The 25,239-nt window shown below is 46.4% G+C and carries 24 protein-coding genes; 13 read left to right on the forward strand and 11 right to left on the reverse strand.

Going from position 1 to position 25,239, the window contains the following annotated elements; genetic code table 11:
- Window positions 1-54: 54 nt before the first annotated feature.
- On the forward strand, window positions 55-540 hold the full coding sequence (locus tag DLM76_RS12730) for a hypothetical protein (RefSeq protein WP_118965430.1): 486 nt from the start codon (window positions 55-57) through the stop codon (window positions 538-540).
- Window positions 541-748: 208 nt separating this feature from the next.
- Here DLM76_RS12730 and DLM76_RS12735 read toward each other — a convergent pair whose 3' ends face one another.
- Window positions 749-2,185: an adenylate/guanylate cyclase domain-containing protein gene (locus DLM76_RS12735; protein WP_167450765.1), complete on the reverse strand. Its 1,437-nt coding sequence runs from the start codon at window positions 2,183-2,185 to the stop codon at window positions 749-751.
- Between the two features lie 30 nt (window positions 2,186-2,215).
- Here DLM76_RS12735 and DLM76_RS12740 point away from each other — a divergent pair, with 30 nt between their 5' ends.
- A complete protein-coding gene (locus DLM76_RS12740) occupies window positions 2,216-2,875 on the forward strand; it encodes an oxidoreductase (protein WP_118965431.1) in 660 nt (219 codons plus the stop codon).
- 227 nt (window positions 2,876-3,102) lie between these two features.
- Here DLM76_RS12740 and DLM76_RS12750 read toward each other — a convergent pair whose 3' ends face one another.
- The 3 genes from DLM76_RS12750 to DLM76_RS12760 all read right to left on the reverse strand — a co-directional run bounded on the left by DLM76_RS12750 (window position 3,103) and on the right by DLM76_RS12760 (window position 6,679).
- A complete protein-coding gene (locus DLM76_RS12750) occupies window positions 3,103-4,863 on the reverse strand; it encodes an acyl-CoA dehydrogenase family protein (protein ID WP_118965433.1) in 1,761 nt (586 codons plus the stop codon).
- Between the two features lie 375 nt (window positions 4,864-5,238).
- Window positions 5,239-6,057, reverse strand: a complete 819-nt coding sequence (lipL32, locus tag DLM76_RS12755; RefSeq protein WP_118955923.1) for a major surface lipoprotein LipL32 — start codon at window positions 6,055-6,057, stop codon at window positions 5,239-5,241.
- 223 nt (window positions 6,058-6,280) lie between these two features.
- Window positions 6,281-6,679, reverse strand: a complete 399-nt coding sequence (locus DLM76_RS12760; protein WP_118955922.1) for a ParB N-terminal domain-containing protein — start codon at window positions 6,677-6,679, stop codon at window positions 6,281-6,283.
- Between the two features lie 188 nt (window positions 6,680-6,867).
- On the opposite strand from DLM76_RS12760, the gene metK reads away from it, so the two are divergent.
- The 3 genes from metK (at window position 6,868) to DLM76_RS12780 (ending at window position 9,444) form a co-directional block, all read left to right on the forward strand.
- Window positions 6,868-8,028 carry a methionine adenosyltransferase gene (gene metK, locus DLM76_RS12770; protein ID WP_118955921.1) on the forward strand — a complete coding sequence of 387 codons (1,161 nt, stop codon included), beginning with the start codon at window positions 6,868-6,870 and terminating at the stop codon, window positions 8,026-8,028.
- Window positions 8,029-8,035: 7 nt separating this feature from the next.
- Window positions 8,036-8,998: a transketolase family protein gene (locus DLM76_RS12775; protein ID WP_118955920.1), complete on the forward strand. Its 963-nt coding sequence runs from the start codon at window positions 8,036-8,038 to the stop codon at window positions 8,996-8,998.
- A gap of 125 nt (window positions 8,999-9,123) precedes the next feature.
- Window positions 9,124-9,444: an ATP-dependent Clp protease adaptor ClpS gene (locus DLM76_RS12780; RefSeq protein WP_118956078.1), complete on the forward strand. Its 321-nt coding sequence runs from the start codon at window positions 9,124-9,126 to the stop codon at window positions 9,442-9,444.
- A gap of 224 nt (window positions 9,445-9,668) precedes the next feature.
- On the opposite strand, the gene DLM76_RS12785 is transcribed toward DLM76_RS12780, so the two are convergent.
- The gene (locus tag DLM76_RS12785) at window positions 9,669-10,700 is read right to left on the reverse strand and encodes a zinc-dependent alcohol dehydrogenase (RefSeq protein WP_118965434.1); all 1,032 of its coding nucleotides are present in this window, start codon (window positions 10,698-10,700) and stop codon (window positions 9,669-9,671) included.
- Window positions 10,701-10,760: 60 nt separating this feature from the next.
- Window positions 10,761-11,543: a crotonase/enoyl-CoA hydratase family protein gene (locus DLM76_RS12790; RefSeq protein WP_118965435.1), complete on the reverse strand. Its 783-nt coding sequence runs from the start codon at window positions 11,541-11,543 to the stop codon at window positions 10,761-10,763.
- A gap of 122 nt (window positions 11,544-11,665) precedes the next feature.
- Between DLM76_RS12790 and DLM76_RS12795 the strand changes: the two genes are divergently transcribed.
- A complete protein-coding gene (locus DLM76_RS12795; RefSeq protein ID WP_118965436.1) occupies window positions 11,666-12,265 on the forward strand; it encodes a TetR/AcrR family transcriptional regulator in 600 nt (199 codons plus the stop codon).
- Between the two features lie 365 nt (window positions 12,266-12,630).
- Here DLM76_RS12795 and DLM76_RS12800 read toward each other — a convergent pair whose 3' ends face one another.
- Both DLM76_RS12800 and lsa23 read right to left on the reverse strand, forming a co-directional pair.
- Window positions 12,631-13,809, reverse strand: coding sequence for a MaoC family dehydratase (locus DLM76_RS12800; protein WP_118965437.1), 1,179 nt, complete (start codon window positions 13,807-13,809; stop codon window positions 12,631-12,633).
- A gap of 65 nt (window positions 13,810-13,874) precedes the next feature.
- Window positions 13,875-14,534 (reverse strand): surface adhesion protein Lsa23, encoded by a 660-nt coding sequence (lsa23, locus tag DLM76_RS12805; protein ID WP_118965438.1) that lies wholly within the window; start codon window positions 14,532-14,534, stop codon window positions 13,875-13,877.
- A 50-nt stretch (window positions 14,535-14,584) separates the two neighbouring features.
- On the opposite strand from lsa23, the gene DLM76_RS12810 reads away from it, so the two are divergent.
- A complete protein-coding gene (locus tag DLM76_RS12810) occupies window positions 14,585-16,540 on the forward strand; it encodes a M3 family metallopeptidase (protein ID WP_118965598.1) in 1,956 nt (651 codons plus the stop codon).
- A gap of 8 nt (window positions 16,541-16,548) precedes the next feature.
- Here DLM76_RS12810 and DLM76_RS12815 read toward each other — a convergent pair whose 3' ends face one another.
- Both DLM76_RS12815 and DLM76_RS12820 read right to left on the reverse strand, forming a co-directional pair.
- Complete coding sequence (locus DLM76_RS12815) at window positions 16,549-16,785, reverse strand: hypothetical protein (RefSeq protein WP_118955914.1); 237 nt, start codon at window positions 16,783-16,785, stop codon at window positions 16,549-16,551.
- A gap of 76 nt (window positions 16,786-16,861) precedes the next feature.
- A complete protein-coding gene (locus DLM76_RS12820; RefSeq protein ID WP_118965599.1) occupies window positions 16,862-17,527 on the reverse strand; it encodes a glutathione S-transferase family protein in 666 nt (221 codons plus the stop codon).
- A gap of 225 nt (window positions 17,528-17,752) precedes the next feature.
- Between DLM76_RS12820 and DLM76_RS12825 the strand changes: the two genes are divergently transcribed.
- The 6 genes from DLM76_RS12825 (at window position 17,753) to DLM76_RS12850 (ending at window position 24,358) form a co-directional block, all read left to right on the forward strand.
- Entirely contained in the window at window positions 17,753-18,400 is a 648-nt protein-coding gene (locus DLM76_RS12825; RefSeq protein ID WP_118965439.1) for a hypothetical protein, read from the forward strand.
- 1 nt (window position 18,401) lies between these two features.
- Window positions 18,402-19,163, forward strand: a complete 762-nt coding sequence (locus tag DLM76_RS12830; protein WP_118965440.1) for a hypothetical protein — start codon at window positions 18,402-18,404, stop codon at window positions 19,161-19,163.
- A gap of 1 nt (window position 19,164) precedes the next feature.
- Window positions 19,165-19,965 carry a hypothetical protein gene (locus tag DLM76_RS12835; RefSeq protein WP_118965441.1) on the forward strand — a complete coding sequence of 267 codons (801 nt, stop codon included), beginning with the start codon at window positions 19,165-19,167 and terminating at the stop codon, window positions 19,963-19,965.
- Window positions 19,966-20,163: 198 nt separating this feature from the next.
- Window positions 20,164-20,949, forward strand: a complete 786-nt coding sequence (locus tag DLM76_RS12840; RefSeq protein WP_118965442.1) for an SDR family NAD(P)-dependent oxidoreductase — start codon at window positions 20,164-20,166, stop codon at window positions 20,947-20,949.
- Between the two features lie 4 nt (window positions 20,950-20,953).
- The gene (locus DLM76_RS12845) at window positions 20,954-22,150 is read left to right on the forward strand and encodes a sterol desaturase family protein (RefSeq protein WP_118965443.1); all 1,197 of its coding nucleotides are present in this window, start codon (window positions 20,954-20,956) and stop codon (window positions 22,148-22,150) included.
- A gap of 66 nt (window positions 22,151-22,216) precedes the next feature.
- On the forward strand, window positions 22,217-24,358 hold the full coding sequence (locus DLM76_RS12850; protein ID WP_118955908.1) for a 7TM diverse intracellular signaling domain-containing protein: 2,142 nt from the start codon (window positions 22,217-22,219) through the stop codon (window positions 24,356-24,358).
- Here the strand turns inward: DLM76_RS12850 and DLM76_RS12855 are convergent.
- Entirely contained in the window at window positions 24,355-25,236 is an 882-nt protein-coding gene (locus tag DLM76_RS12855) for an LIC_11366 family protein (protein WP_118965600.1), read from the reverse strand. The two genes, DLM76_RS12850 and DLM76_RS12855, sit on opposite strands and share 4 nt — an antisense overlap.
- Window positions 25,237-25,239: the final 3 nt, after the last annotated feature.

Below are 25,239 nucleotides of genomic sequence, written 5' to 3' on the forward strand. Positions count from 1 at the left end.
TGTTTTAGGAATGTTTCTTATTCGAGTAGAATTTTGAATCTCTGAAACAAAAGAATGAGCGTTTCGATTCTCCTATTTTGCAACAAGATAACCGGGGTAAAACCGAAAGACATTGAGGAATTTTTGGAAGAAGGTTCCTATTGGGAACCGGGTCCCAAATTCGAGCGAAATCTTTCCCAATCTGGTTTCTTCGATCTAAAAGTTCGTTATAAACCGAAAAAGAAACCCTTTGTCGTTTCCTTTTATCCGAGCGATCATGAGGTTTTTACGGAGACGAAACGCGAAATTTTAGAAGTTCTCCGCGAGGAGCCGACAAATGTGTCGGGAAAGAAAGTTATGGATCGGATTCTGAAATCCGTTCAGATGTTCGTCGTAGAGGTCGATCCTGTCAGTATCGCGGAAGAGGATTGGAAGGTCGTCGATTCTTTGGAAGCGCATCTCGCGAAAATTTCCGATGCCTTAATTTACTCTTCGGGAGAATTTTTTGAAGTGAAGAATTTGATCCGAAACGTTTATTCATTTCAAAACGGCTCGTATTGATATCGATGACGCCTTCGCTCCCTAACTCAATACGTTGTTCCCTATGGGTCACAACGCAGGTCGCATTTCTTTGCTTCGCAAAGAGTCGTTGCTTCGCTCCCTAACTCAATACGTTGTTCCCTATGGGTCACAACGTAGGTCGCATTTCTTTGCTTCGCAAAGAGCTGTCGCTTCGCTTTAGCCTGATTCACTTCCTATGGGGCGTGAATCAGCCCCACATGACCTCGTAAACCTGAAGTGGTTCTTCTTTGCCTTTGACTTTGACGCGGGGCATTCGCGTGAGAGTGTATTTGCCGCCTAACAGCTCCATGGTGTCTTTGGAAATGAGGAAGGATTTTTTCAAAACCTTGCAGAGCGATTCGATTCGAGAAGCCGTGTTGACCGCGTCTCCGATCACCGAATATTCTCTGTGAAGATCGCTTCCGATGTTTCCCGCAAACACTTCTCCCGTATGAATTCCGATTCCGATCGCGATCGGAGTTTTGCCCTGCGACTTTCGAAACAGATTCCACTCCGCGAGACGTTTCTGCATGATCACTCCGCAACCGACCGCGTTTCTTGCGTCGACTTCCGCTGAGGGAGATGGGTGAGGGGTTCCGAACGTAGCCATCACCGCGTCGCCGATATATTTGTCCAAGGTTCCGTTGTTTTCGAAAACGCACTCCATCATAATTTTACGAAATTCTGATAGAAGCTCTCCGAGTTCCTTCGGGTCCATGTTCTCGGACATTGCGGTAAAGTTTCGAATATCCAAAAAAAGAATGCTCACGATCTGACGATTGCCGCTCTGCAGTGTTTCAGGATTTTCCATCATCTCGTTGACGATCTTCGGAGAAAAGTAACGGGAAAGTTCCGTCTTTTGTCCTTCCGCGATTCCGATTCTTCGCACCATGGAAACCGTACGAAAAATCCCCATGGAGATCATCACCGCGAAACAAAAATACAAACCGGGTTTACCGGCAACGACGTCTTCCAAAAGAACGTCCGGCCCGCTGATATAACGGCCCCAGTCGTTCGTGAACGTCAGTTGATTCGTCGAGATGGCGATCCAAAGAATCGAAAAGTAAATCGCATAGAACAAAAACAAACCTGTGAACACGAAGCGGATTCGAAACTGCAAAAGGGAATAGATGATCGGAAATAGAAAAAATAGATTGATCGTATTCTTCAGAGCGAAACCTAAATTCACGTTTTTGGTCGTGAAGGTGTAAAACAGAAGAACGCCCAGGATCAAAAGATATTCCGCAAACAGGGTAACGTAATTGAAAATGCTCACGATCGAATCGGGACAAACGCGGATAATGATGGTATGGGCGAGGGTCAGAACGAGATAGATGGAGAACGCGATGAGATTCGCTTCGCTGTCTCCGCTGCCGACGTTGACGAGGATCTGGACCAGAAAAAAAAGCGCGATGAGATAACGGAAGTAATTCGTGATGATGATTCCGTTTCTTTCCTCCGTTTTGAGAACATCCAGAACGGAATCCGGCATGGACTTTCGGTCCAGAATTTGAAACGCTTGCTTGATCGATCGGAGTAGATTCACAAAGTTCAGGATAGAAATTTCGGGATTCAAGATCAATTCTTTCCGGGAAAGGGAAGGACATTTGAAAAAAATTCTTTCATAAAAAACGGACCGCCGCATTCTTTTCGCAGTTCAGGAGAAGAACGAAACATGGCTCAAAAAGCGGCTTTGGTAGCAGGTGCGACCGGATTGATCGGAAAGTATCTTTTGGAAGAGTTGAACTCTTCCGGCGAGTATCAAAAAATTTACGCACTCGTACGTAAGCCCGGTTCCGTTAGCGGCGCGGAAGAAATCGTCGTCGACTATGATGCGTTAAACGCTTCTTCCTTTCCGAAAGGGATTACGGAAGTCTATTGCAGTTTGGGGACAACGATCTCCAAGGCCGGAAGCCAGGAGAATTTCAAAAAAGTGGATCACGAATACGTGATGCAGATCGCAAAACTCGCGAAAGAAAAAGGGGTTCGATCCTTTCTCGTCGTGAGCGCTTTGGGCGCCGACAGCAAGTCTTTCGTATTTTACAATCGGGTCAAAGGGGAAATGGAGAAGGATCTAGAAACGATCGGATTTCCGTTTCTCGGAATATTCAGACCTTCTCTTCTCGAAGGCGAACGGGAAGAAACCCGACCCGGCGAAGCCGTGGGTCAATTTTTTGCAAAGATCATCAATCCGTTGTTGCTCGGCGGAATTCGGAAATACAGATCGATTCACGGAAGAACGGTCGCCAAAGCGATGATCCGTATCGCGCAAAAAGGTCCTTCCGGGGTTCGTATTTTAGAATCGGATCGAATCGAGGCCGTGGGAGGAAATTGATTCGATCTTCCTTTCTCGTGTTCCGAAATCGAGAACAGATCTTCGACAGCATCCGAAATGGGAACGGGAGAACGGTGATCGAGACGATCGGAAAAAGTTCGGTAGATCGTTCGCGGAATTTCGTTGAATCGAAATTCTTTCGAATTCGAATCAATGCAACCGATTCAAAAACTCTCCGAAGCCTACGCGAAACAAAGCGGTGAATTCGGAGAGTTTTACGATTCGTTTTACGCGAACGTCAGTTGCGATTGACGGTTTTCGATCGTGATCCGGTTGGAAAGAAGTATCGCCTTGGATTCCAAGTTGTATTCTTTTGCGAGCGCCTCGCGTTTTTCCTTCGCTTCTCCTTTGAGTCGGGAAGCTCCTCTTTCCAGCAACATTCCGATCAGAATTCTCGCGGTCGATTGAACCACTTCGAACGCTACCTCGTCTCTCAAAGAGGAATTTTCGATCGCAGAATACGCTTCCAGGATCTTTTCGAGGGTTTCCTTGTTTTCGTTTAACAAAGAAGAGCCGCCTCCGATTTTGGAGAATTCTTCCTCGAAGTATTGACGAAGATGTCCCTTTGCCGTCATACCGGAAACGATTCCTCCGATCGCGGCCACGACCTGAAGCTGAGTCGTTCCTTCGTAGATGTTCGTGATCCGGACGTCTCTGTAGATTCGGGAGATGTCGTAGTCGTACGTGAATCCGGCTCCTCCGTGGATCTGCAGACCGTCATACGCGATCTTATTTGCAAGTTCCGTAATATAATATTTGGATAATGGAGTAAACAGGTTGGCCAGTTTTTCCCATTTTTTGACGGATTCGTCCTTGCGGATTTCCCGTTCGTCGACTCCGTGTTCCTTCATTCTTTCGGATTTCCAGTGATAGAGGTCGATGGAGCGGGACGCTTCCATCAAGACCGCTCTCATTCCGGCGATTTCGCGGTCCATCGTAGTCAACATTTTGCGAACCGCGGGAATGTTTTGGATCGTTTTGCCGAACTGTTCGCGTTCGGCCGCGTATTTCTTCGCTTCCATATAAGCTGCGGTCGCGATTCCCATCGCTTGAGCGGCGATCGAAAGTCTCGCGCCGTTCATCATCGCCATGGAATAACGAACCAAGCCGTATCCTTCTTCACCGATCAGAATTCCGGGAGTGTTTTCATACACGACTTCGCAAGTCGGCGAACAGTGAAGTCCCATCTTCTTTTCGATTCCGGCGATAAACACGTCCGAACTTTTCACTAAGAAGAAGGAAAGTCCTCTCGCTCCGCTCGTGGGCGCGCCCGTTCTTGCAAGAGTCAAAATCACCGCGGGAATATCTCCGAAACCGCAACCGTGCGTGATAAAACGTTTCGCTCCCGTCAATCTCCAGACTCCGTTCGCGTCTTTGACCGCTTTGGTTTGCAGGTTCGGAAGATCCGATCCGTAGTTCGGTTCGGTCAACGCCATCGCACCGAAAATTTCTCCGTTCGCCATTTTGGGAACGTATTCATCGATCATTTCTTTGGATCCGAATCGTTCGATCGTTTCCGCGAGATTGAGGCAACCGAGGGTGATCGCAAACGATCCGTCGGCTCTGGAAAAAAGTTCCATCATCATCGTTTGAACGGTTGCGGGGATTCCGAGTCCGCCGTGTTTTCTTCCGATGCTGTAAGGGAGAATTCCAGCGTCTTTGACTTGGTTGACTCCCTTGATCATCGCTTCCGGAAACGTGACCTTTCCGGCGGAATACTTCAAACCTTCGACGTCCATATCCTTGGCGAGCGGGGCGATCTGTTTTCCGGCAATATCGCCTCCCGATTCTAAAATAGATTTATAATATTCTAATGCGTCTTCATAGGAGCCGGGCGCCATCGCAAGGGATTCCTTGCCGCTTTTTTGATATTCCTTATGATCTTCGAAATCGCCTTCGAAACCGTCGATGATCTCTTTCCAATCGACGATCGACTGGAAGTTTTCCTGCAAGTCTTGGTTTTCTAAAAAATAGTTATTCTCGATCATTTCAATTCCTTTGTGAACTGCTGTTCAGCTTTGTATTCGATTCTTTACCACTCAGGAACCGCGTTTCTCGGTTGAAAACCGAAATTCTTCGTATCGAACGCCGTTTGGAGCGGAGAATCGCTTCTATTGTAACGCATTCTAGCAGGTCTTTGCAAGTAGAATCGATCGGGATGACGTTTCGATTTTGCGGCGGAAAGCGGGTGCGGGCACCTTGGAAAGTAATTTCCAGTCTATGGTAAAACGAAAGGAAAGGTTGAATTATGATTCGAGTAGAATCGTTTGGATCGTCGAAGCTGCGAAACCTAAAAGAAAATAAAAAAGCCACCTTGCGGTGGCTTTTCACCTTATAGAAGCTGTTTAAGCTCTAAGTAAAAATTACTTAGTTGCGTCAGCTGCTGCTTTTTTCAAAGACTCTTCAGCTGCTACTGCTTGTTTTTGCAGTTCTTCAGGATTTGAGTGAATCAGAGGGCTCACACCTGGAATACCTGGTGGGAAGAGCAGACCTACTGATGCAACGAAAGATCCTTTCACTTCACCTGGTTTGTAGGTAGTGAAAGCGATTCTGTAAAGACCTCTTACTAAAAGTTTTTTAGTATCGATGCTTTTCAGTTCGTCAAAAGATTTCGGAGGATTAGGGATGGTGATTCTTGTAAGAGAGTTATACTTTGCGTGTCTCTCTTCTTTGTAAGTATCGTCCCCGTCATCATCGTCATCGAGCTTTTGAAGTGGTTTTGCTTTCGCAGCTTTTGCAATTTGGTCTGGCATAATAGCAGACATTCTTTCAACGCGAATCCAAGTATCGAACCAATTTGGCATTGATTTTTCTTCTGGAGTTGCAGCTTTGAAAGCGTCACTTACTAGGTCTCCGTCGCCGGGCTCACCGATTTCGCCTGTTGGGGAAATCATACGAACTCCCATTTCAGCGATAACAGCAGGTACCCAAACGTAGAGATAGTATGCTTTTTTGCTTCCATCGACTAAACCGTCCGGCGCTTGTCCTGGCTTGATGTATCCATAGTAATGGATTACAGTCCCGTATGGAAGTAACGTTTTTACAGTTTCGTTTGTTCCTGGGATTGTGCTCTCGCTCAGTACAAAAGAGCTTTTAAGGCTTGGCAGACCACCGAACGCACCACAAGCGGTAATGCTTGCAAAGAGTGCAACGGAGACAGCCAAAATCGAAAGTTTTTTCATAGACTCTCCTTAGTTAGGAAGATCACGGTATGAACTCGTGAACTTTTTGTAAATCAATATTGGATAATTTTTTGCCTGAAAGTACGTGATTTAAGTTCTGATTGATAAATACGGAAGGACGGAAACAGGGAAAAAACGTCGGCCGCCGGGGAATGAAATCCTTGCAGATTTTAACTTGAGAAATTTTGAAAGGAGATGGAATTCGTTCTGTCAGCCTGAATTCTTACTTTTTCTGAAAAAACCGTTTTAACCAGTCCCAAAGATCCAAAATCCAAGCAAAGATTCTTCCAAAGATGGTTGTGTATGAATATCTTTTTAGGAGCTCTTGGACGCGATCCTGTTCCTCGGAAGTAAATTCTAAACGAATATTGTTTTCTTCCGCTTCCATCTGAACTCTTTCTTTTTTATTTCGAATATCCACGATTCGAACATCCACGTATTCCCAACCCAGAATTTTTACGCTTTCGAGTCTTCTTTCGCCGGAAATCAATGTGTTGTCTAGATCGATCAAGATAGGATGAAGAAGTCCCAGCTTTTGGATGGATTCTTTGAGAGGGCGGAGGTCCCCGAGATCTTTGCGAATACGATTCTTAACTTTGATGTCCGAAACTCGAATTTTCATTGTTTCTCAAAAATATTCGGGGTGCCTGCGCTTCAATTCAATTCTGACTTAGGTTGCTCAATTTGTTCTAGAATGCGGAAGGAACATAGTTTGGATCTTCTTGACACTGAAGGAATCCGCAGGTTTTTGGGATCAGAGCGGGTTTCCTCCGGACTTTCCCGTCAATTTTCACCCATCAGGAAGAACAAATGTCTTTGAAAGATTTTATTTTTACTTCGGAATCGGTCGGCGAAGGCCATCCAGACAAAGTCTGCGACCAAATTTCCGATGCGGTTCTGGATGCATACCTGGAACAGGATCCTAAATCTCGAGTCGCTTGCGAGACCTTAGTAACCACAAACTTGGTCGTGATCGCAGGTGAAATTACAAGCAAGGGGAAAGTAGACGCTCAGGAAATCGCAAGAAACGTAATCCGTGATATCGGTTATAACGATATTACCATGGGTTTCGACGCGGACTTTGCGGTTGTTTCCGCTCACGTTCACGCGCAAAGCCCGGATATCTCTCAAGGGGTAACCGAAGGAGAAGGTCTTTTCAAAGAGCAAGGCGCGGGAGACCAAGGGTTGATGTTCGGTTTCGCGATCAACGAAACTCCGGAACTCATGCCGATGCCGATTTACTATTCTCACGAATTGGTGAAATACTTAGCGGGTCTCAGACACGGAAATAAACTGAAATTCTTAAGACCGGACGCAAAGTCCCAGGTCACCGTGGAATACAAGGACGGAAAACCGGTTCGAATCGACACCGTCGTGATTTCCACACAACATTCTCCCGATGTAACTCATAAACAAATCGAAGAAGCTCTGATCGAAGAGTGTATCAAGAAGGTGATTCCCGCGAATCTCCTCGTAAATACGAAATATTTTATCAACCCGACCGGTCAGTTCATCGTCGGCGGACCGCACGGAGATGCCGGTTTGACTGGAAGAAAGATCATCGTAGACACTTATGGTGGATACGGGAGACACGGGGGAGGAGCATTCTCCGGTAAGGATCCTTCCAAAGTGGACCGTTCCGCGGCTTACATGGGACGTTATATTGCGAAGAACGTAGTGGCTTCCGGTCTTGCGGACAAGTGCGAAGTGCAGCTTGCTTACGCGATCGGTGTTGCGGAACCGGTTTCCGTTCACGTCGACACATTCGGAACTGGAAAAATTTCCGAAGAAGAATTGGTTAAAAGAATCCGCGCGAACTTCAAATTGACTCCAAGAGGAATCATCGAATCTCTGAAACTTCTCGAAAAAGGAAGAAAGTATAGAGAAACCGCTTCTTACGGTCACTTCGGAAGAAAGGGTTCCACGTTTACTTGGGAAGAAACCGACAAAGCTGCGGCATTAAAGGGATAAGAAGAAAATGGGAGCTCCGAGTACATCCACTGCTACCGAAAAAGCAACCCGTGACGGATACGGGGACGCATTGCATGAACTGGGAGCTTCCCGTCAGGACGTAGTCGTCCTGGACGCGGATCTTTCCGGCTCCACAAAAACCAATAAGTTTGCGAAAAGCTACCCGGATCGTTTTTTCAACGTGGGTGTCGCCGAACAGAACTTAGTCGGTCACGCGGCCGGCCTGGCATTGTCCGGATTGGTTCCGTTCGCTTCTTCCTTTGCGATGTTTCTTTCGGGAAGAGCTTGGGAAATCGTTCGGAACAGCGTCGTTTATCCGTTTTTGAACGTGAAACTTGTGGCTTCTCACGGCGGCGTTACCGTAGGAGAGGACGGAGCTTCTCACCAATGTATCGAAGACTTTGCGATCATGAGAGTCATTCCGGAGATGACCGTGATCTGTCCTTCGGATTACAACGAATGCAAACAAATCATTCATGCGATTGCGGATTATAAGGGTCCGGTTTACGTGCGCGTAGGCCGTCCGAACGTTCCCGTGATCGAACGCGAAAATTATAAATTTCAGATCGGAAAGGCCGAAGTGATGAGAGAAGGAAAAGACGTTCTCATCATCGCAAACGGGGTTTTGGTCAATGAGGCGATGAAGGCCGCGGAAGAATTGGCGAAAGAAGGAATCAACGCGACTCTTCTGAATATGGCGACGATCAAGCCGATCGATAAAGATGCGATTTTAAAATACGCAAAAGAATGCGGAGCCGTGGTTACTTGTGAAGAGCACAACGTTCTCGGCGGATTGGGTTCCGCGGTTAGCGAGTTCTTGTCGGAAGAATATCCGGTTCACGTTTTGAAGGTGGGAATGAAGGATCAATTCGGAAAGTCCGGAACTTGGAAGGAACTTTTGGACTACTTCGGTCTCCGTTCCAAAAACATCGTCGAAACCGCGAAAAAGGCGATCGCTCTCAAAAAATAAGATCGGATGACTTGACTTAAACGGATTTTCGCTTACTCTTTTTTCTTTTTAAAAGAAGAACGAAGGAGCGGAAGAGTTTTCCGAAAGAATCCTTTGACTCAAATTTTCCTGGGTTGATTAGCGAGATGGCGGGCACACAAACTCCTGACTTAAATGAAATTACCGAGGAGTCCACGAAATCGACCGGAGGACCTTGGAGAGTGGTTCTTTGGGACGATAACGAACATACCTACGAATACGTTATCGAAATGCTGATGGAAATCTGCACGATGACCGTCGAAAAAGCTTTTTTACACGCGGTTCAAGTCGATCAGGAAAAACGCACCGTCGTTTTTTCGGGAGAATTCGAACACGCGGAACACGTTCAAGAAAGAATCCTGACCTACGGCGCCGACCCGAGAATGAGCAATTCAAAAGGTTCCATGAGCGCCACTCTGGAAAAGTAAGAATTGGTCGGGGTTCCGACAAAGTCTTGTAGTAAGCAAAGGCGGCCCCACCCAGGCTCGGGTGGTGGTGGAGAGGCGGCGGGAAGAATCCGGACAAATCTCCTTATCAAAAAAACACTTTTTTTACAACCACGATTTCTTTTGTCGTACCTCCGACAAAGGACTCAAAAAGAAGTTGCTCCTTAAACCGCGATCAATCTAAGAAGCAACGAAATTCCGCAAGGTTAGGAGTCCATTTTCACGACGAGCTTGATCGCCGGTTCAAGCCAAGCCTCGGCCGCTTCTTCGAACGAACAGGTTTTGGTTACGATCTTTTCCGGTTCGATTTTCTTTTCGGAGATCTTATTCAGGATATGGGGAATATGTTCTCTCGAATCCACCCGTCCGATCTTCAAAGTCGCACCCGTATTATACAAATCTAAATAAGGAATTTCTAATTTATTGGTCCAGAAGATCGATGCGGAACCGTACACTCCCTCGGTGGAAAGGGATTTTAATCCGAAGTCCATTCCTTCTTTCAGTCCGTGACAATCCGCGATCAACGGGAATTTTTTCTCCCAGGCCTTGGGAAGAGTCGTATAGGAAACCGCGGTCGCACCCAGATTCTCCGCAATTTTGAGTCTTTCCTGATCGTTGTCCAAATACAGAACTTCGGACGCGCCCATTCCGACCGCGAGCGAAGCCGAATACAAGCCGATACTGGAGGCTAAGCCGCCCAAAATCATCACGGGAGAATTCGGTTTTTTCTCAAGCCACTGTCCCACCAGTTTCCACGCTTCGACGATATTATCGCTGATCGAAGCCAGTGCGATCGCGTCCATATTCGAAGGCATAGGAATTAACATCTGTTTGGCGAAGGGGATCCAGATTCTTTCGGATAAAGCTCCTCCGAATTCCTTTGCGGACGGTCCCATTCCGTAGTGGCTCGCATACGGGATAGAAGTGCAGGCCTTGGAACGACCGCCCGTACAGTCCGGACAAAGTCCGCAGGAAATCTGAAACGGAATGATTACCTTGGTTCCTTTCGGATATTCAGCCGCGATTTCGGGACTGGTTTCTTCGATCGTTCCCACGAATTCGTGTCCGATCGGAATTCCCGGTCGAAACAACGTGTAACCGTTTACGATGGGAAGATCCAGATCGCAGCGCGAAACCGCGATCGGTTTTACAATCGCCTGATTTGCGCCTTGAATCTTAGGTTCGGGAACGTTTTCCCATTCTAATACATGCTTCTTTTTGAATACGATTCGTTTCATAATTCACCTTATCTCTGATCTAAAAATTGAAAAACTTCGTAAGAACGTTTCAAAGTAAGTTCACTTTCCTTGAAATACAGCGCTTCTTTTTTCCACGAACGAGGCGAGTCCTTCCTCCGCATCCTGCGTATCCATCAATTCCAAAAGCTGCGGAAAAAGATTTTCGGCCGCCTTGGGTTCTCCGTATAAAACGGATTCGAGGGACGACTTTAGAGTCGCATAAACCCCAAGCGGCGCCTGCGCCGCGATTTTTTCGGCGAGTAGAATTCCTCTTTCGATGAGTTCGCTTTTTTCTACGACTTCCTGAACGAGTCCGATCCGAAGCGCTTCGTCCGCCTCAAACGGTTCTCCGGTGAGAATGTATTTCATCGCGTTTCCCCAACCGCATTGCGCGGGCCAGCGCATTGTTCCTCCTCCGAACGGGAAGATTCCCCTTTGCACCTCGACTTGACCGAATAACGTGCGTTTGGCGGCGATGCGAATGTCGCTCGCGAGCATCAATTCGATTCCGAGGGTGATGCACATTCCGTGTACGGCCACTACGACTGGTTTCGTTTTGGTTTTACCCGTGGTTCCCCAGGGATTGACGCTTTCGGGTGGAAGAGGGAAGCGCTTTTCTTTCTTTAAAAATTCCGCGACATTCTTTAAGTCGAGGCCGAGAGTGAAATGTTTTCCGTTTGCATAAACCAAACCGACTCGGATTTCGGGGTCCGCTTCCAATTGGTCGTAGGCGCGGCTCAGAGCGTAGAGCATGTCTACATTGAACGCGTTTCTTTCCTCGGGTCGGTTGATGATAATGTGAAGAATGTGTCCTTTTTTTTCCGTGAGAATCAGCTCGGACATGTAAATCTCCTTGGTAGACTATGCGGTCTATCCTGAAAAAGTTCGATATAGACTATTTAGTCTATCATTTTTTTCGGTTTTTGTTGAACTTTTTTCGGGGGTTGATATTCTGATTCTTTAGAATGGCTTCCAATCTCGATAAGCAGAGCAATCCATACGATCGTTTGATGACCTCCGCGCTCGATCTTTTTTACCACCGCGGATATTCGGGGACTTCCACCAATCAGCTGATCGCCGATTCCGGAACTCACAAGGCCAGCTTTTATCGTTATTTTCAATCCAAAGAAGAGATCGCTCTCGAATATCTAAAGCTCCAAGGGGAGAATTTCGAGAACGGTCTGCAAAGAATGATGGATCGCGCAGAAACTTGGGAAGAATTCGTTCATACTTGGAATTCCCTTTTGCTGAAACAGGTGAAGAGCGGTAAGTTCATCGGATGTCCCATTGCGCGCTTTTTAAACAGCGTAGAAGAGAAGAACGAGGACTTCGAACTCGTGGCGGAAAAAATTCTGCACGGTTGGATTCAAATTTTCGAATCCTACTTCGAATCCGAAAAGAAAAAAGGAAATCTGGATTCTTCCTTGGATTGCCACGCCGCGGCAAAAAAGATTCTCAAGCTGTTTCAGGGAAGTTCCCAGCTTTTTCGAATTACGGGAAAAACCGAATATCTACAAGAGCTGAAAGGAGAGATGCAAGAGGTTTTAGGAGGGAAGAAAGGCTAATTCTTTTTGCTCGTTTTGTTTTTAGGATTGGAAGACAAAATTGTAGATTCAATCTGTCGTTGCTCCTTGCGATACCCGTTACAGAAAGCAATTCTATTTCGTGAAGGTTTGTCGGACCAAATGTTGAAAATTTTACGTTGACAAACCGAAATTGTACCATTCAAAAAATGAATTTTCCAATTCCGGTGAACCCGCGTTATGCGAAACGCATTCCGAATTTTTTTGTGGCGGGGCAGCGTAGATCAGAATCTTCGTGATTCGAAATTGTTCCAATAAAAAACGCTCCCGTTTTACCGGAAGCGTTCGTAATCGTCTCCCCGCACGTTTGTAACTCCGTGCGGATGCCGTCGAAACGTTGGAAAGAATTAACCCTTTTTCTTAACGAGAATCTTTCTTTCGATTTCGAAGATCTTTTCGGGAAGTTTTTCTTTTCCGTGTTTCTTCTTATCGTTTTCCTTTAAGAACAGATCTTCGCCGAACTTCTCGAACGCGTCGTTCGCCTTGATGTTTTTCAAGCCGATGATTTGCAGATGAACCGCTCCTGCGGGAATTCCGAAATCGTTTCCGCGGTCTTCCACGGAAAGAACTCTCGTGATCGCAGTTACCGTGTCTCCGCTGAAAGAAGGTTGTGTATGATATCCTTCCGTGAATCCGAGATCCCAGATCATGTTTTCCGTGATGTCTCTGGAAGCCATTCCGCATAACCACGCGAAGACGAGTCCTCCGTAAACCACGGGTTCGCCGCCCATCGGTCCGGAAATTCCCGCGGAGTAAAGTTTATCGTAGTGAAGCGGGTGCGTGTTTCCGACTCTGTAGGTCCAAGGGAAATGTTCGTCGGTGATCGTTCTTCCGTTTTGATGGATGTAGATCTGACCGGCTTTGAAATTTTCGAAATACGTATCGGACCAGGTCGCCGATTTGAATTCGGTAGGAAATTTCAGAGCGGGAAGTTCGATGACGGGAGCGTCGGTTTCCGGAAAGAACGCATCTTTGATCACCGGCTTCGGACTTCCTTTCGGTTTTCCGTTGGATTGATAGATCATGATCTTTCTTTCATACTGAAGAACCAATTCTTTCTTTTGGTTTAAGCAGATCGTGCGAACGCTTACGATTCCCGGTTTGTCCGGTCCTTTGTCGTCCACTTTGAGAATTTTGGTTTTCGCGGAAAGAGTATCGCCGGGATATACGGGTTTTAAAAATTGAACGTTGTAGTAACCGAGGTTCGCGAGCGCTTTTTCGGAATCGTTCTGAACTCCGAGGGAAAGCGCGATGTTGAAAACTTGAAGAGAGGAAACCAGCATGTCCTGAAAACCGTGCGCTTGTGCGTACGCCGCGGATAAGAAAAGAGGATTCGCATCCATAAAGGTGGTTGCGAATTCTTGCGCGAACGCTCGATCGATCGTGATCTCTCTCGGGTGTTCGAAAATTTCACCTTCGGTGAATTCTTCCAGATATCTTCCGTAAATATTGCGTTTTACTTGATCCTTGGATACTGCAGTGCTCGGAGCCAGCTCCGCAAAAGGTTTGTTTGGAACTTTTGTCATGACTAAAGGCCTCTTGATCTTTTTCGGTTTTTTCCAGTGTTTTGTCTGCGATCCAAGGGAAAAGTTTATTTTCCCTGATAAAACGCGTCCAATTCCTCTCTGCTCCCCGTTCTGAGTTCGATTCCCTGAAGTTTTTTCTTGGCGAGTTCCGGGTTCTGATCCTTTTCCGAAAACATGTGATTCCATGTGTTGATGAATAACACCGGCTTTCCTTCTTCCTTCCTAAGTTGTTCGGCTTTTAAAACGGAATCGAAGTGTTGCACCGGATCTTCGTTGAATCTTTGATCGCCCGAGTAGACGTTCTTTAAATGAACCGTGGACAATTCTCCCGTTTTTGAAAATTGAAGACGGAAGCTTTCAATGTCCTTGTTTCTTCCGTATTTGAATCCGCGGTAGATTCTATAAAGGACATCCTTCCATTTCGCCGGATGTCGTTCGTCTTGAAAGACGAGACTGAGTTCGATCCGTTTTCCGGAAGGAGTTTCCCTTTGGTTGCAATAAACGACTTCCAATCGGTTGCCGTCTTCGATGTCGTGCGCGGGTTGGATCAAAAGAGGGATTTCTTTTTCGGAGCATTCCAAGTTGGGGGAGAATGTCGGCAATTCGTTCTTGGGACCGGAACAAGCCGTGCCGGTTACGGTTATAAGAAGAATCCGGATTCCGAATGGAAGAATGTATCGTACAAACATAGATTCGTGTTTTAAAACGCGGCGGCTGATAGTCAAACCGGAAAAAGTGGATGAACTTTCGCAAGGGGAGAACGAGATTGACTTTGATGTTGCCAGAATTCAAAGCGAACGCCCCCGAACGCACTAAAAACGAAATCTTAGAAAAAATCAAGACGATCCGGGAACAACTTCCGATCCTTCTTTCGAAACAAGAAAGAACGTACGATCACGTCATTCGTCCTTTGAACGACCTCGTGCAGGAAATGCAGATCGAATTCACCGTTCTTTCTCACTTGAACAGCGTAAAGAATTCCAAAGAAATCCAGGCGCTTTATACGGAAGTGCTTCCGGAAATCACCGCGTTTTATTCCGATCTCGGTCAAAACGAGGAACTCAATCAGGCATATCAGGAAATTCTAAAGAAGGAAGAAGCAACTCTCGACGGACCGAGAAAAAAAGTACTTCAAGATTCCATCATACAGTTTAAACTCAGCGGGATCGGTCTCGAACCGGAAATCAAAAAAAGAATCCAGGAAATTCAAATCTCTCTTTCCGACCTGGACAATCAATTCTCGCAAAATCTTTTGGATGCGACCAACGCGTTCGAACTGATCCTAGACCGCAAAGAGGACGTGGAAGGAATTCCGGAATCCGACCTGAACGCGGCCAAAACGGAAGACGGAAAATGGCGTTTTACCCTTCAGATGCCGAGTTACATCGCGTATATGACGCACGGTCCGAATCGTTCCATTCGAGAAACCTTATACAAAGCGTATACGACCAAGGCTCCTCAAAACGGAATTCTGATCGAAAAGATTCTGGCTCTTCGCAGCGAACTCGCAAAACTGTTAGGGTACCCCAATTACGTGGAATTGTCTTTAGCGACCAAGGTGGCCGATTCGGGAACGACGGTTTTGAAGTTCCTGCGCGACTTGGCCCAACAAGCGAAACCGATCGCCGAACAGGAATTTACCGATCTTGCGAATTTCGCAAAGACTTTGGGAATCGATTCTTTACAAGCGTATGATACCGCCTTTGTCAGCGAAAAACTGATGAAAGCCCGTTTCGATTTCGACGAGGAACAAACCCGTCCGTATTTCGAGAAAGAAAAAGTCGTTTCGGGAACATTCCAATTTTTGAATCAACTTTTGGGTTTGGAATTCCGCAAAACATCCGCGCTCGTCTGGGAAGATAAGGTGCAGGTATTCGATTTATACAAGAACGGAAAACTTCTTTCCCGTTTGTATCTGGATCTCGAAGCGCGCAAGGACAAACAGGGCGGGGCTTGGATGCACAACTGGTATTCCAGAAATCGGATCGCAGATCGGGAAGTTCTTCCCACTGCGTTCGTGGTCTGCAATTTTCCGGTTTCCACGGCGACTTCTCCTTCTCTTTTGAAACACAGCGACGTGGTCACCTTCTTTCACGAGATGGGCCACGCGTTGCATCATCTCTGCACGAAAATCGAAGAACCTCCGGTCAGCGGAATCAACGGAGTCGAATGGGACGCGGTGGAATTTCCTTCGCAGTTTCTGGAGAACTTTGCGCATGCGCCGAGCGTTCTGAAAATCTTCGGCAAACATCATCAAACCGGAGAAACGATTCCCGATGCGATGATCGCAAAGCTCAAAGAAACGAAGAATTTTCTTTCCGCGATGGGAATCGTAAGACAACTCGAGTTTTCCCTCTTCGACATTCTCATTCACGAAAAAAGTCATACCGAAGAGGAAGTTCATTCCATTCTTCAGAACGTCCGAAAGGAAGTGAGCGTCGTGATTCCGCCGGAATACAACCGGTTTCAAAACGGATTCTCCCATATCTTTTCGGGAGGATACGCCGCAGGGTATTACAGCTACAAATGGGCCGAAGTGATGAGTGCGGACGCATTCTTCGCGTTCGTCGACAAAGGTGTGTTCGACGCTTCGCTGAGCAACGCATACTTTACGGAAATTTTAGAGAAGGGTGGAAGCGAAAACGCGATGGTTCTTTTCAAACGGTTTTTAGGAAGAGATCCCGAAGTCGGGTCCCTTCTCAAATTGTACGGATTGAAAAACGCGGCTTAGGATTCGAGTTAGGAAAGGCTTTTTCTGAAACTTTGGAGCAGGGATTCCTTTCCCGCCAACAACACTTCGACCTGGTCCTGATCGATATTGTAAACCACGTTGCTTTTGAGTGCGTCTTTGAATTCGTTCTGGTTGATCACTTTTTGATCGTAGCTTTCTTTTAGAAAATTATACCAGCCGGCCAAGAGAACTTTGAGGTGGGGAAGTTCCCGGATCGGGATCGAAATTACTTTTTCTGGTTCCATAAAGACCAGAGCAGGCTATTTCCCGTACCGGGAGAGTCAAATCAATTTTGGAAGAAACCGGGTAAGAATTTCCGTTCTAATCGATTTTCGCTTTCGCTCGCGCGAGAATTTTTCGAAGAGTTTGTTTTTCCTTTTCCACAAGCGCGGGTCCTTCCTTCGTTTTCATAAATTCGTAGTATTCTTTCCAACCCGCGAGTTGATCCAAAGGATGATTGTCCGGATAGATGGACCTGAGTTCTTCGTCGATCACGCTTAAGTTTGCGAACGCGGAACAATCCGCCAAAGTGAAATTTGGTCCCGCGATATACGGAGAAAATCGCACCACCCTTTGAAGGGCTTTTACTCCTTTGATCAGGATCGGATGGATTTCTTCGATCAATTCGGGTGCGATCGTTTTTCCTCTGGTCGAGAGCAGATAAATTCTTCTCGCGGGAATGTCGATGTAGGTTTCGACGATCGTCGTGATTTCCCGGACTCGGGCCGCTTCCCAAGGATCGTTCGGAAGTAACTTGGGTTCTTGCGGGTAAATCGTATCTAAGAATTCTAAAATAGCTCCCGATTCGAATATGAATTTTCCGTCGAGTTCCAAGACCGGTATCTTTCCCATAGGACTGATCTTTAAGAAATCCTCTTCTTGCGAGGGAGCCACCCTGATTTGTTCGTATTCCAATCCCTTCTCTAAGATCCCTAACTTTACTTTATTTACGTAATTGCTGATGCTTGCGCCATGCAGTTTGATCATGGAAAGGAAGTTGATCGATCGCTTCGGTTTGGAAAGTGTTTTTTGGGGAGAATGTCCGAGTTTGGTCCGCAAGAGTATAGAAGTGGGTAGAATTTGAAAATCGACCGTAGACTGGAAAAGTGAAATTTTGCATCCTATTCGATTTCCTGATTAGAAAAAATAGTGTTCAATCAATGATCGCAGTTTATAACATGCCACAAACTCATCATTGAGCAAAAGGATTGTATGAAACTGAAAAAACTCGTTCTGTTTCTAATCCTGATTCCGGTAGCAGTCTCCTTCCTAAGCAACTGTCATCGATTTCGGGTTGGAAAACAATTTAAAGCGCAACCCACCGTCCAATTAGAGGGAAAGGTTGCATTGGTTCATGAAAACCATCTCGTAAAACGATACGGTTATGTGGATGAAAAGATATTCCTGAAGGAATTCGAAGAGGAACTCAAAGATGAAAAGGGCTTAGAACTCATTTCCTTTCGAGAAAGCCGCAAAAGAATCCAGGATGCCAAGCTCGATTCCGACATCGCAAAACTCAACTTGCACGATCCGGTCGCATTAAAGGCCAACCCCGCTGTTCTTGCGAAATTAGCGAGCGCACTCGGTACGGACAATGTGATCGTAGTATATTCCGACGAAGACGCGTTTCCTAAATCGGATTCATTTATGTATTTCGGTTCCGGTGCGGTTATCTCGACCAGTGTCGGACATGGAAGAGGAATTTTTCATTCCATTTCCTTGATTCAACTCAAATCGGCGGATTTAATTTTTCAAGAATTCATCTCTTCCGAAGATTCTCCCGTGAACGGACCTGCAAGAGGAAGAAAGTTAGCTTCGATTCTCGTAGACGGCCTGTTAAGCGCAAAGGTGGCGAACTAATATGAAAAGAAGTGTAAAACTGACTTTGATTTTGATGGGCGCACTTTTTATCAGTGCGGCCTGCGTTAACGTTCCCTATCGAGCGAGAGTGTATTCTTCCGTTCCTTCTCCGAAGCTGAACGAGTTGAAAACGAAAAAATGGGCGATCCTTCCTACGTTGAACGTCTATCCGGCCGCTGCGGTGGGCAACGAGATTGACGGTAGATTGGACGCATTGAAGGCGAGTCGATCTGCTTACGTTCAGTCGACTCCTGCTGATATTAAGAAGTCCTTGAAAGACGCGGCGTTCACGAAGTCTCTTTCCAAGATTTATACATCCGTTTGGGAAAGAGAAAAATCGGCAAGGGTCGCATTAGCAACCGGTAAGGAACTTTTGCAAGCGGCGATGGTAAGGGCCATGAGCGATCCTGCAATGGCGAACGTTACGGGAATGCAGCCCATCGAAACCAACGATGACTTCTTTGTAGAAGATCTAAAAGGTTTGGAAGGGGATTTTAAAGGTTTAAAGTTGAAGGAAGATTACGCGATCCTTCCGGTTCTTTTGGACTATAGACCGACCGTTTCCGTAACCGACGTTTGGTTTATCGCGCTTCCCGTTTATATCGGAAAAACAGTATTAGAAAATTATACTATGACTTATTTCGTCGTAGACCTGAAGTCCGGAAAAAATATCCGCACGATCCGTTCCGTTCTCGGTTCCGGCGGCGTGGAAGAATCCAACCAACAGATCGACGCAATGCTCATGCAAGTTTTGGAGAATTAAGATGAAATTGAATCGATCTATAACCATAATGTTGGGAGCTTCCGCTCTGATTCTCGCGAATTGTATTTCTTTTTCGCATTATAAAGCGGATTATTTAGCGGAAGGAAAGGACGTAAAAGGTTCGAAGATTCTTCTGATTTTGCCGAATTACAGCGATTACATTTCGGAAGACGTGTATCACACTCCGTTTCAAGACAGTCAAAGAAAGAATGCGCTGAGCAAGCCGAAGTCGAAAGACGGAATCGTCGAGATTTCCGTGGATCCCCGAAAACAATTTCAGGATTCTCCCGCTCGTAAAAGTTTCAAAATGTTTCTGGAAGGAACCTTATATTCCACTCTGAAAAACGTTCTTTCCACTGAGAATCCTTCGGTACAGTATCTGGATGAAAAGGACGAAAAACGCTTAACGCCGGAAATTCAAAAGACGTTCAAGAATCCTTTCGTTCCTTTGAGTTCCGGTCTGCGCGACGAACTGAAAAAGAAAAACATAGAATACGTTTTGGTTCCGTATGCGTACAGCACGCCTGGCAACGAATTGTTTACGAAAACGATTTCGGTTCAGCAGAACAACAACAATAATAATTCCGGAGGCGGAGGGGGAACTACGACTCAAACGCGTACCACTTCCAGTCTCGAAGCGGGATCTATCGTCGGCGTTCGCTTGCAGCTGATCGAAGTTCAAAGCGGAGAAAGCGAACGGATTTCCAGCATCTTTGTTCCTTGGACGTATGCGGATATCGTAAAGCCGAACTTTCAAGAGAGCGTAGTGAAACTAGTTCAGGGAATCTTTCCTCCAAAGTAGTCGAACGACTACGAACGATCTTAAACGAAAGCCGCCTTGGAAAAACACCAGGCGGCTTTTTTTGTGTCTCTTCCTTTTCACTTTGCCGAGAGTCTTCTCTAAAACTCGATCCCGATCTCAATCGATGATTTCGCTTGAAAAAAGTCTTTCTCTCTTTTTTCCCGGGAATATTTTCGACCGACAAAAGGAAAAGTGCAAATGGCAAGAACGGCAATCATCACGGGCGGAACGGTCGGAATCGGCTACGAACTCAGTAAACTTATCGCAGCAGACGGATACGATATTATCCTCGTCGCAAGAAACGAAAAAACGCTCAAATCGGTAAAGAAGGAAATCGAATCGTCTTTCAAAGTGAAAGTGGATACGCTTTCCGTGGATCTTGCGGACCGCCAGGCTCCGAAGAAAATTTTCGACTTCGCGAAAAAATCCAAGGCGGTCGTGGAAGTCCTCGTGAACAACGCGGGCTTTGGGACGAGCGGAAGATTCGACAAGATGGATCTGAAAAAAGAACTCGCGATGATCCAAGTCAACGTCACTTCTCTCGCCGAGTTGACCCATCTCTTTTTGCAGGGTATGGTGGAACGCAAGAGCGGAAAAATTCTGAACGTCGCGTCTACCGCTGCGTTTCAACCCGGACCGAACATGGCGAATTATTATGCGACAAAGGCCTATGTACTTTCTCTTTCGGAAGCGATTTACGAAGACGTGTATAAGGACGGAGTCACCGTTACCACTCTTTGTCCCGGTCCTACCCAAACCGAATTTTTTGAAAGAGCCGAAATCACGAAATCGAAACTTCTGAATAATCCGATGGCCCCGATCATGAGCGCGAAAAAAGTAGCGGAAATCGGATACGCCGCCTTGAAAAAAGGAAAGCCGGTCGTGATCTCGGGAACTTTGAACAAAATTTTGGCGCAGAGCGTCCGGATAACCCCTCGATTCATCATTCGCAAGATCGCAAAATTCTTAAATCAAAACGGTTGATCGTATGCAAGGATCCATTATAGACTTAGCGGTGCCTTTCTTTCTGCTCCTGATCGGAGTGGAGGTTTTTTATTCCGGGATCTCCGGTAAAAAAGTCTATCGGTGGAACGATACGGTCGCCGATTTAAGCACGGGAATCCTTTTTTCTCTGACGGGGGTTCTCGTCACCATCGCTTCGCTTTGGGTATATGAGAAGTTTAGAATATACTACTCTTTGCAGACTTTGTTCGGGATTCCCGAAATTCCTCTGGGCGCGCCGATTTGGAAGGATGCAACCGGTTTTCATGGGGATCTTAGGAATTTTGCGGGATGGGTGTTCGTATTTCTGGCGGTGGATTTCGTGTATTACTGGTTTCACCGTGCCACCCACGAAGTCAATTTCCTCTGGGCTTGTCACGTTACGCACCATTCGAGCGAGGAATTCAACCTTTCCGTGGCCTTGCGTCAATCCAGCTTTCAAAGAATTTTCGAATACGCTTTCAATCTCAGCATCGCGTTCTGCGGAGTTCCTTGGCAGGCGTTTCTTTTGGCGCACGGAATTTTAAAGATCTATCAGTTCTGGGTTCACACAAGACTGATCGGAAAGTTAGGTTTTTTAGAGGAAATACTCGTGACCCCGGCTCATCATCGCGTTCATCACGGAAGGGACCCGAAATATATCGACAAGAACCACGGAGGAATCCTCATTTTCTGGGATCGGATTTTCGGATCGTTTGCGAGAGAAGAGGAGGAACCGGTCTACGGTTTAACGAAACCGGTCACGACCTTCGATCCGGTTTATACGAACTTGCACGTATACGAGGAGCTTATTTCGTTAATGCGAAAGGCGCCTAACGTTAAAGACAAGCTTCTCCTTCTTCTTAAACCGCCGGGTTGGAGACCCGCGAGCATCGGACCGTCTTTGATTCCCGAAGAAGTAGATCGGAGCCGTTATCTGAAATTCGATCCGGTCGTCCCGTCGGCTCGGAAATGGTTCGGCGTTACGGAATTCGTTTTCTGGACCGTTTTGTCCCTAACATTGGTTCGATTTTTCAAATCGGGCGCGCTCGAACTTTGGAAAATTCTACCGGTCATTTTATACGTCTTTTACGGATTCAAACATACCGCATTGGTTCTTGACGGAAGAACGTTGGGAAGAATATGGACGATCTTGTTGCCGATCGGAACGGCGCTGATCGGTTGGATCCTGTTTTTTCTTTGAACCGGTGTTGAAGCCGGGAGAGAATTTGAAATCATGGTTTGATTGGGGAATCGACGAGTCGCATTCATGTTCAAAAAGTTATTTCAAATCTTCGCCGTTGGTTTTCTGTTTTTTTCCGTTCCTGCGTTCGGGATCGATTTGGTTCGTTTGGACGATTCGTCCGTGGGATCGGAGGATTCCTTCGAATACTACGAGGACTTTACGAACGAACTCGGTTTCGAACAGATCCGGGCTTTGGCGGATCAGGGTAAATTCAATTCCGGGAATATTAGCTCTTTAGGATATACGAATGCTTCCGTTTGGATACGGTTGAACGTGGAGAATTCCTCCGCGCAGCCGATCCGATGGATCGTGGAATATCAATATCCGAACGCGGATTTGGTCGAATACTACGACGTAAAAAAAGGGGAAGCCCCGTTTTACAGGGCGGGGGATTCGATTCCGTTCGGGGTTAGACCGATTCAATACCGCAACCCGGCCTTTCCTTCGGTCGGTCTTCCGAAAACCAAGAAGTCCGTTTTTTTACGGATCAAATCCGATTCGAGAATCCAGCTTTCCCTGCGTTACTACGGCGCGCTCGGATTTTATCAAAAGGTGATCTACGAACAATTCTTTTTCGGATTGTTTTTCGGAGCGATGCTCGTTCTGGCGCTTTACAATCTTCTTTTGTTCGCTTCCACAAAAGAAAGAAGTTATTTCTTCTTTGCGATCTACATCTTCGGATTTTCCCTATTTCAATTCGTTTTGGAAGGGTTCGGATTTCAGATTCTCTGGCCGAATTGGGTCGCTTGGACCAATGCTTGCGTTCCGTTTTTTCTTTTGATCTGCCTGACCTTGATGTGTCTGTTCGTGAACGTATATTTGGATTTGAAAAACCGTTCTAAAATCTCTCATCGTATATTCCAATATTCGCAAGCGGTATTCTTGACTTGCGCGTTCGTTTCTCTTTGGATTCCCGAACGTTTCGGAATTTGGATCGGATTGTTTTGCACGTTCGCGTGCGTGATTCTTTTGTTTATCAACGGAATCCGAAGCATCGCTTGGAATCAAGGGAACGCGTCGTATTTTCTTTCCGCCTGGGGAATTCTGATTTTAGGATCGATTCTATTTTTGTTTTTGCACAGCGGTTGGTTCCGCAACTTCGGTTTAAAATTTTGGGTCATCGAGATCGCGTCCCTGTTTCATGTCGTTTTAATGGGGTTGGGTCTTGCGGACCGTGTAAAAGTTTTGTCCAAGGTTTTGTCCGCGAAAATCAAAGAACTCGGTTCCACCAAACTCGTCGCCGAACGATCCGAAAAACGGTTTAAGAATCTCTTCGAAGAATCGGAGGAATTCCTTTTCACGATGGATACGAACGGGAGAATCCGAAACGCGAACAAGGCCATCGGGAGACTTCTCGGTTTCGATCCGGAAGAGGTGATCGGTTGGGATTTTCTAGATCTGATCTTCGTTCCAACCGGCGGGGACGCCGCCTACGCAAAAATTTTGGCGAAGGATAAGATCGACGAACTCTTGCGAACCGGGAAAAGTTCGGAGTTCGCGGTCGAGTTCAGACAGAAATTCGTTTTGGAGCCGAGGCAGATTCGGGTTCGTCTTCAGCTCTTGGATTTGGGCGATCGGAAAGGAATATTAGGAAAGGCTTATGAACTCGACGAGGATATTCTTTCGAAGTTCATCGTAAGCGAATCCATGCACTTTACTCTCAACAACTATCTGCGGAACGCGGATCTGTTAAGCCGACTTTTAACCGTCAATCTTTCCAGTTTCGTCGGAACCGAGATCGTAATCGCGATTCGGACCTGCATCCGGGAGATCGTCATCAATTCGATCGAACACGGAAATCTTGCGATCAGCTTCGACGAAAAAACCGAGGCGCTCGCCGAAGGTCGTTATCTCGAATTCATCCAAAAAAGACAAAAGGAACCGTTCTACAACTATCGAACCGTAAAGGTTTCGTATTCTCTCAACGCCCGCAGGATCGGATTTCTGATCTCGGACGAGGGAGAAGGTTTTGATTATAAGAAAATTCTAAACTTAGATATCGAAAAACTGAACGAAACGAGTTTGACGCACGGACGGGGAATCGTGATGACGAGACGCGTCTTCGATATCGTTCGGTTTAACGAAAAAGGAAACCGGGTTCTTCTGATTAAATATCTGAAAAAACCGCTTCGATACAAACGGGAAAAAACTTCCTTCGACGTTTAGAACTTCTGTGCGACTCCGAAAAACAAGGTCGTAGTCAAGACTTGGAACTCCAGTTTGCGTGAAAATTGATTCGTAACCAAGATCGCGGTTTGATTGTTCGATTCTGTCAGAGGAGTGACCCGTCCGTCTTCCCTCAAATAAAAGCTGGCTGATTCTCCATTGAACGTTCCGTTTAAGGAAGGAATGTTGATCCAGGAAAGCGCGATCCCCAGTTGAAGGCTCGTGGAATCGGTGATTCTTCGATTGACCGAACCTTCCAAACGAAATTCGATTCCGGTTCCGGTCAAAGAGCCTTCTTGTCGAAAGGTTTCTCTTCCCGAAGTCGCGTATCCTTTCGTGTCCCAATATACTTGCGACATTCCGGCTCCGAGTCCGCCTTGAAAGATCCATCGTTTGTAATTCCATTCGTGCCAATACATCAGAAGAAAGTACGGATTGGAAAGTTTAAAGGTCAGATCGGTGTAAAACGGTTCGGACGAAACCTGTTTCAATCCGAACTTCTGCCATTCGCGATAACCTCCGATGAAACCGATTTGACTCTCGGGCGCGATCTTTCTACGCAAAAACAATTCTCCCTGAGAAACGTTCGACGGCGGGTCGAGCTTGGTTTTGGAAGCGACCCTCGGATCGTACGTATCCGTAAATCCCCGCAGAAAAGAATTGAGCCTGTCTTCTCCCTTGTATCCGACTCCGGCGCGGAGTCCGAGTTCCCAATACGATTCCTCTTCGGGAGGAATTTCGAGCGCGGGTTTGCGGGAATGAGACTTCGTTTTCGGAAGCTCCGTTTCGGCGTTCAAAGAGGAAGAAGGGGCGGGGAGAAGCTGGAAAAAAAGTACAACACAGAATGAGATCCCGAAAATTTTGCTGGTAGCGCGCATGAT

The sequence above is a fragment of the Leptospira yasudae genome, from assembly GCF_003545925.1.
GTDB lineage: Bacteria > Spirochaetota > Leptospiria > Leptospirales > Leptospiraceae > Leptospira > Leptospira yasudae.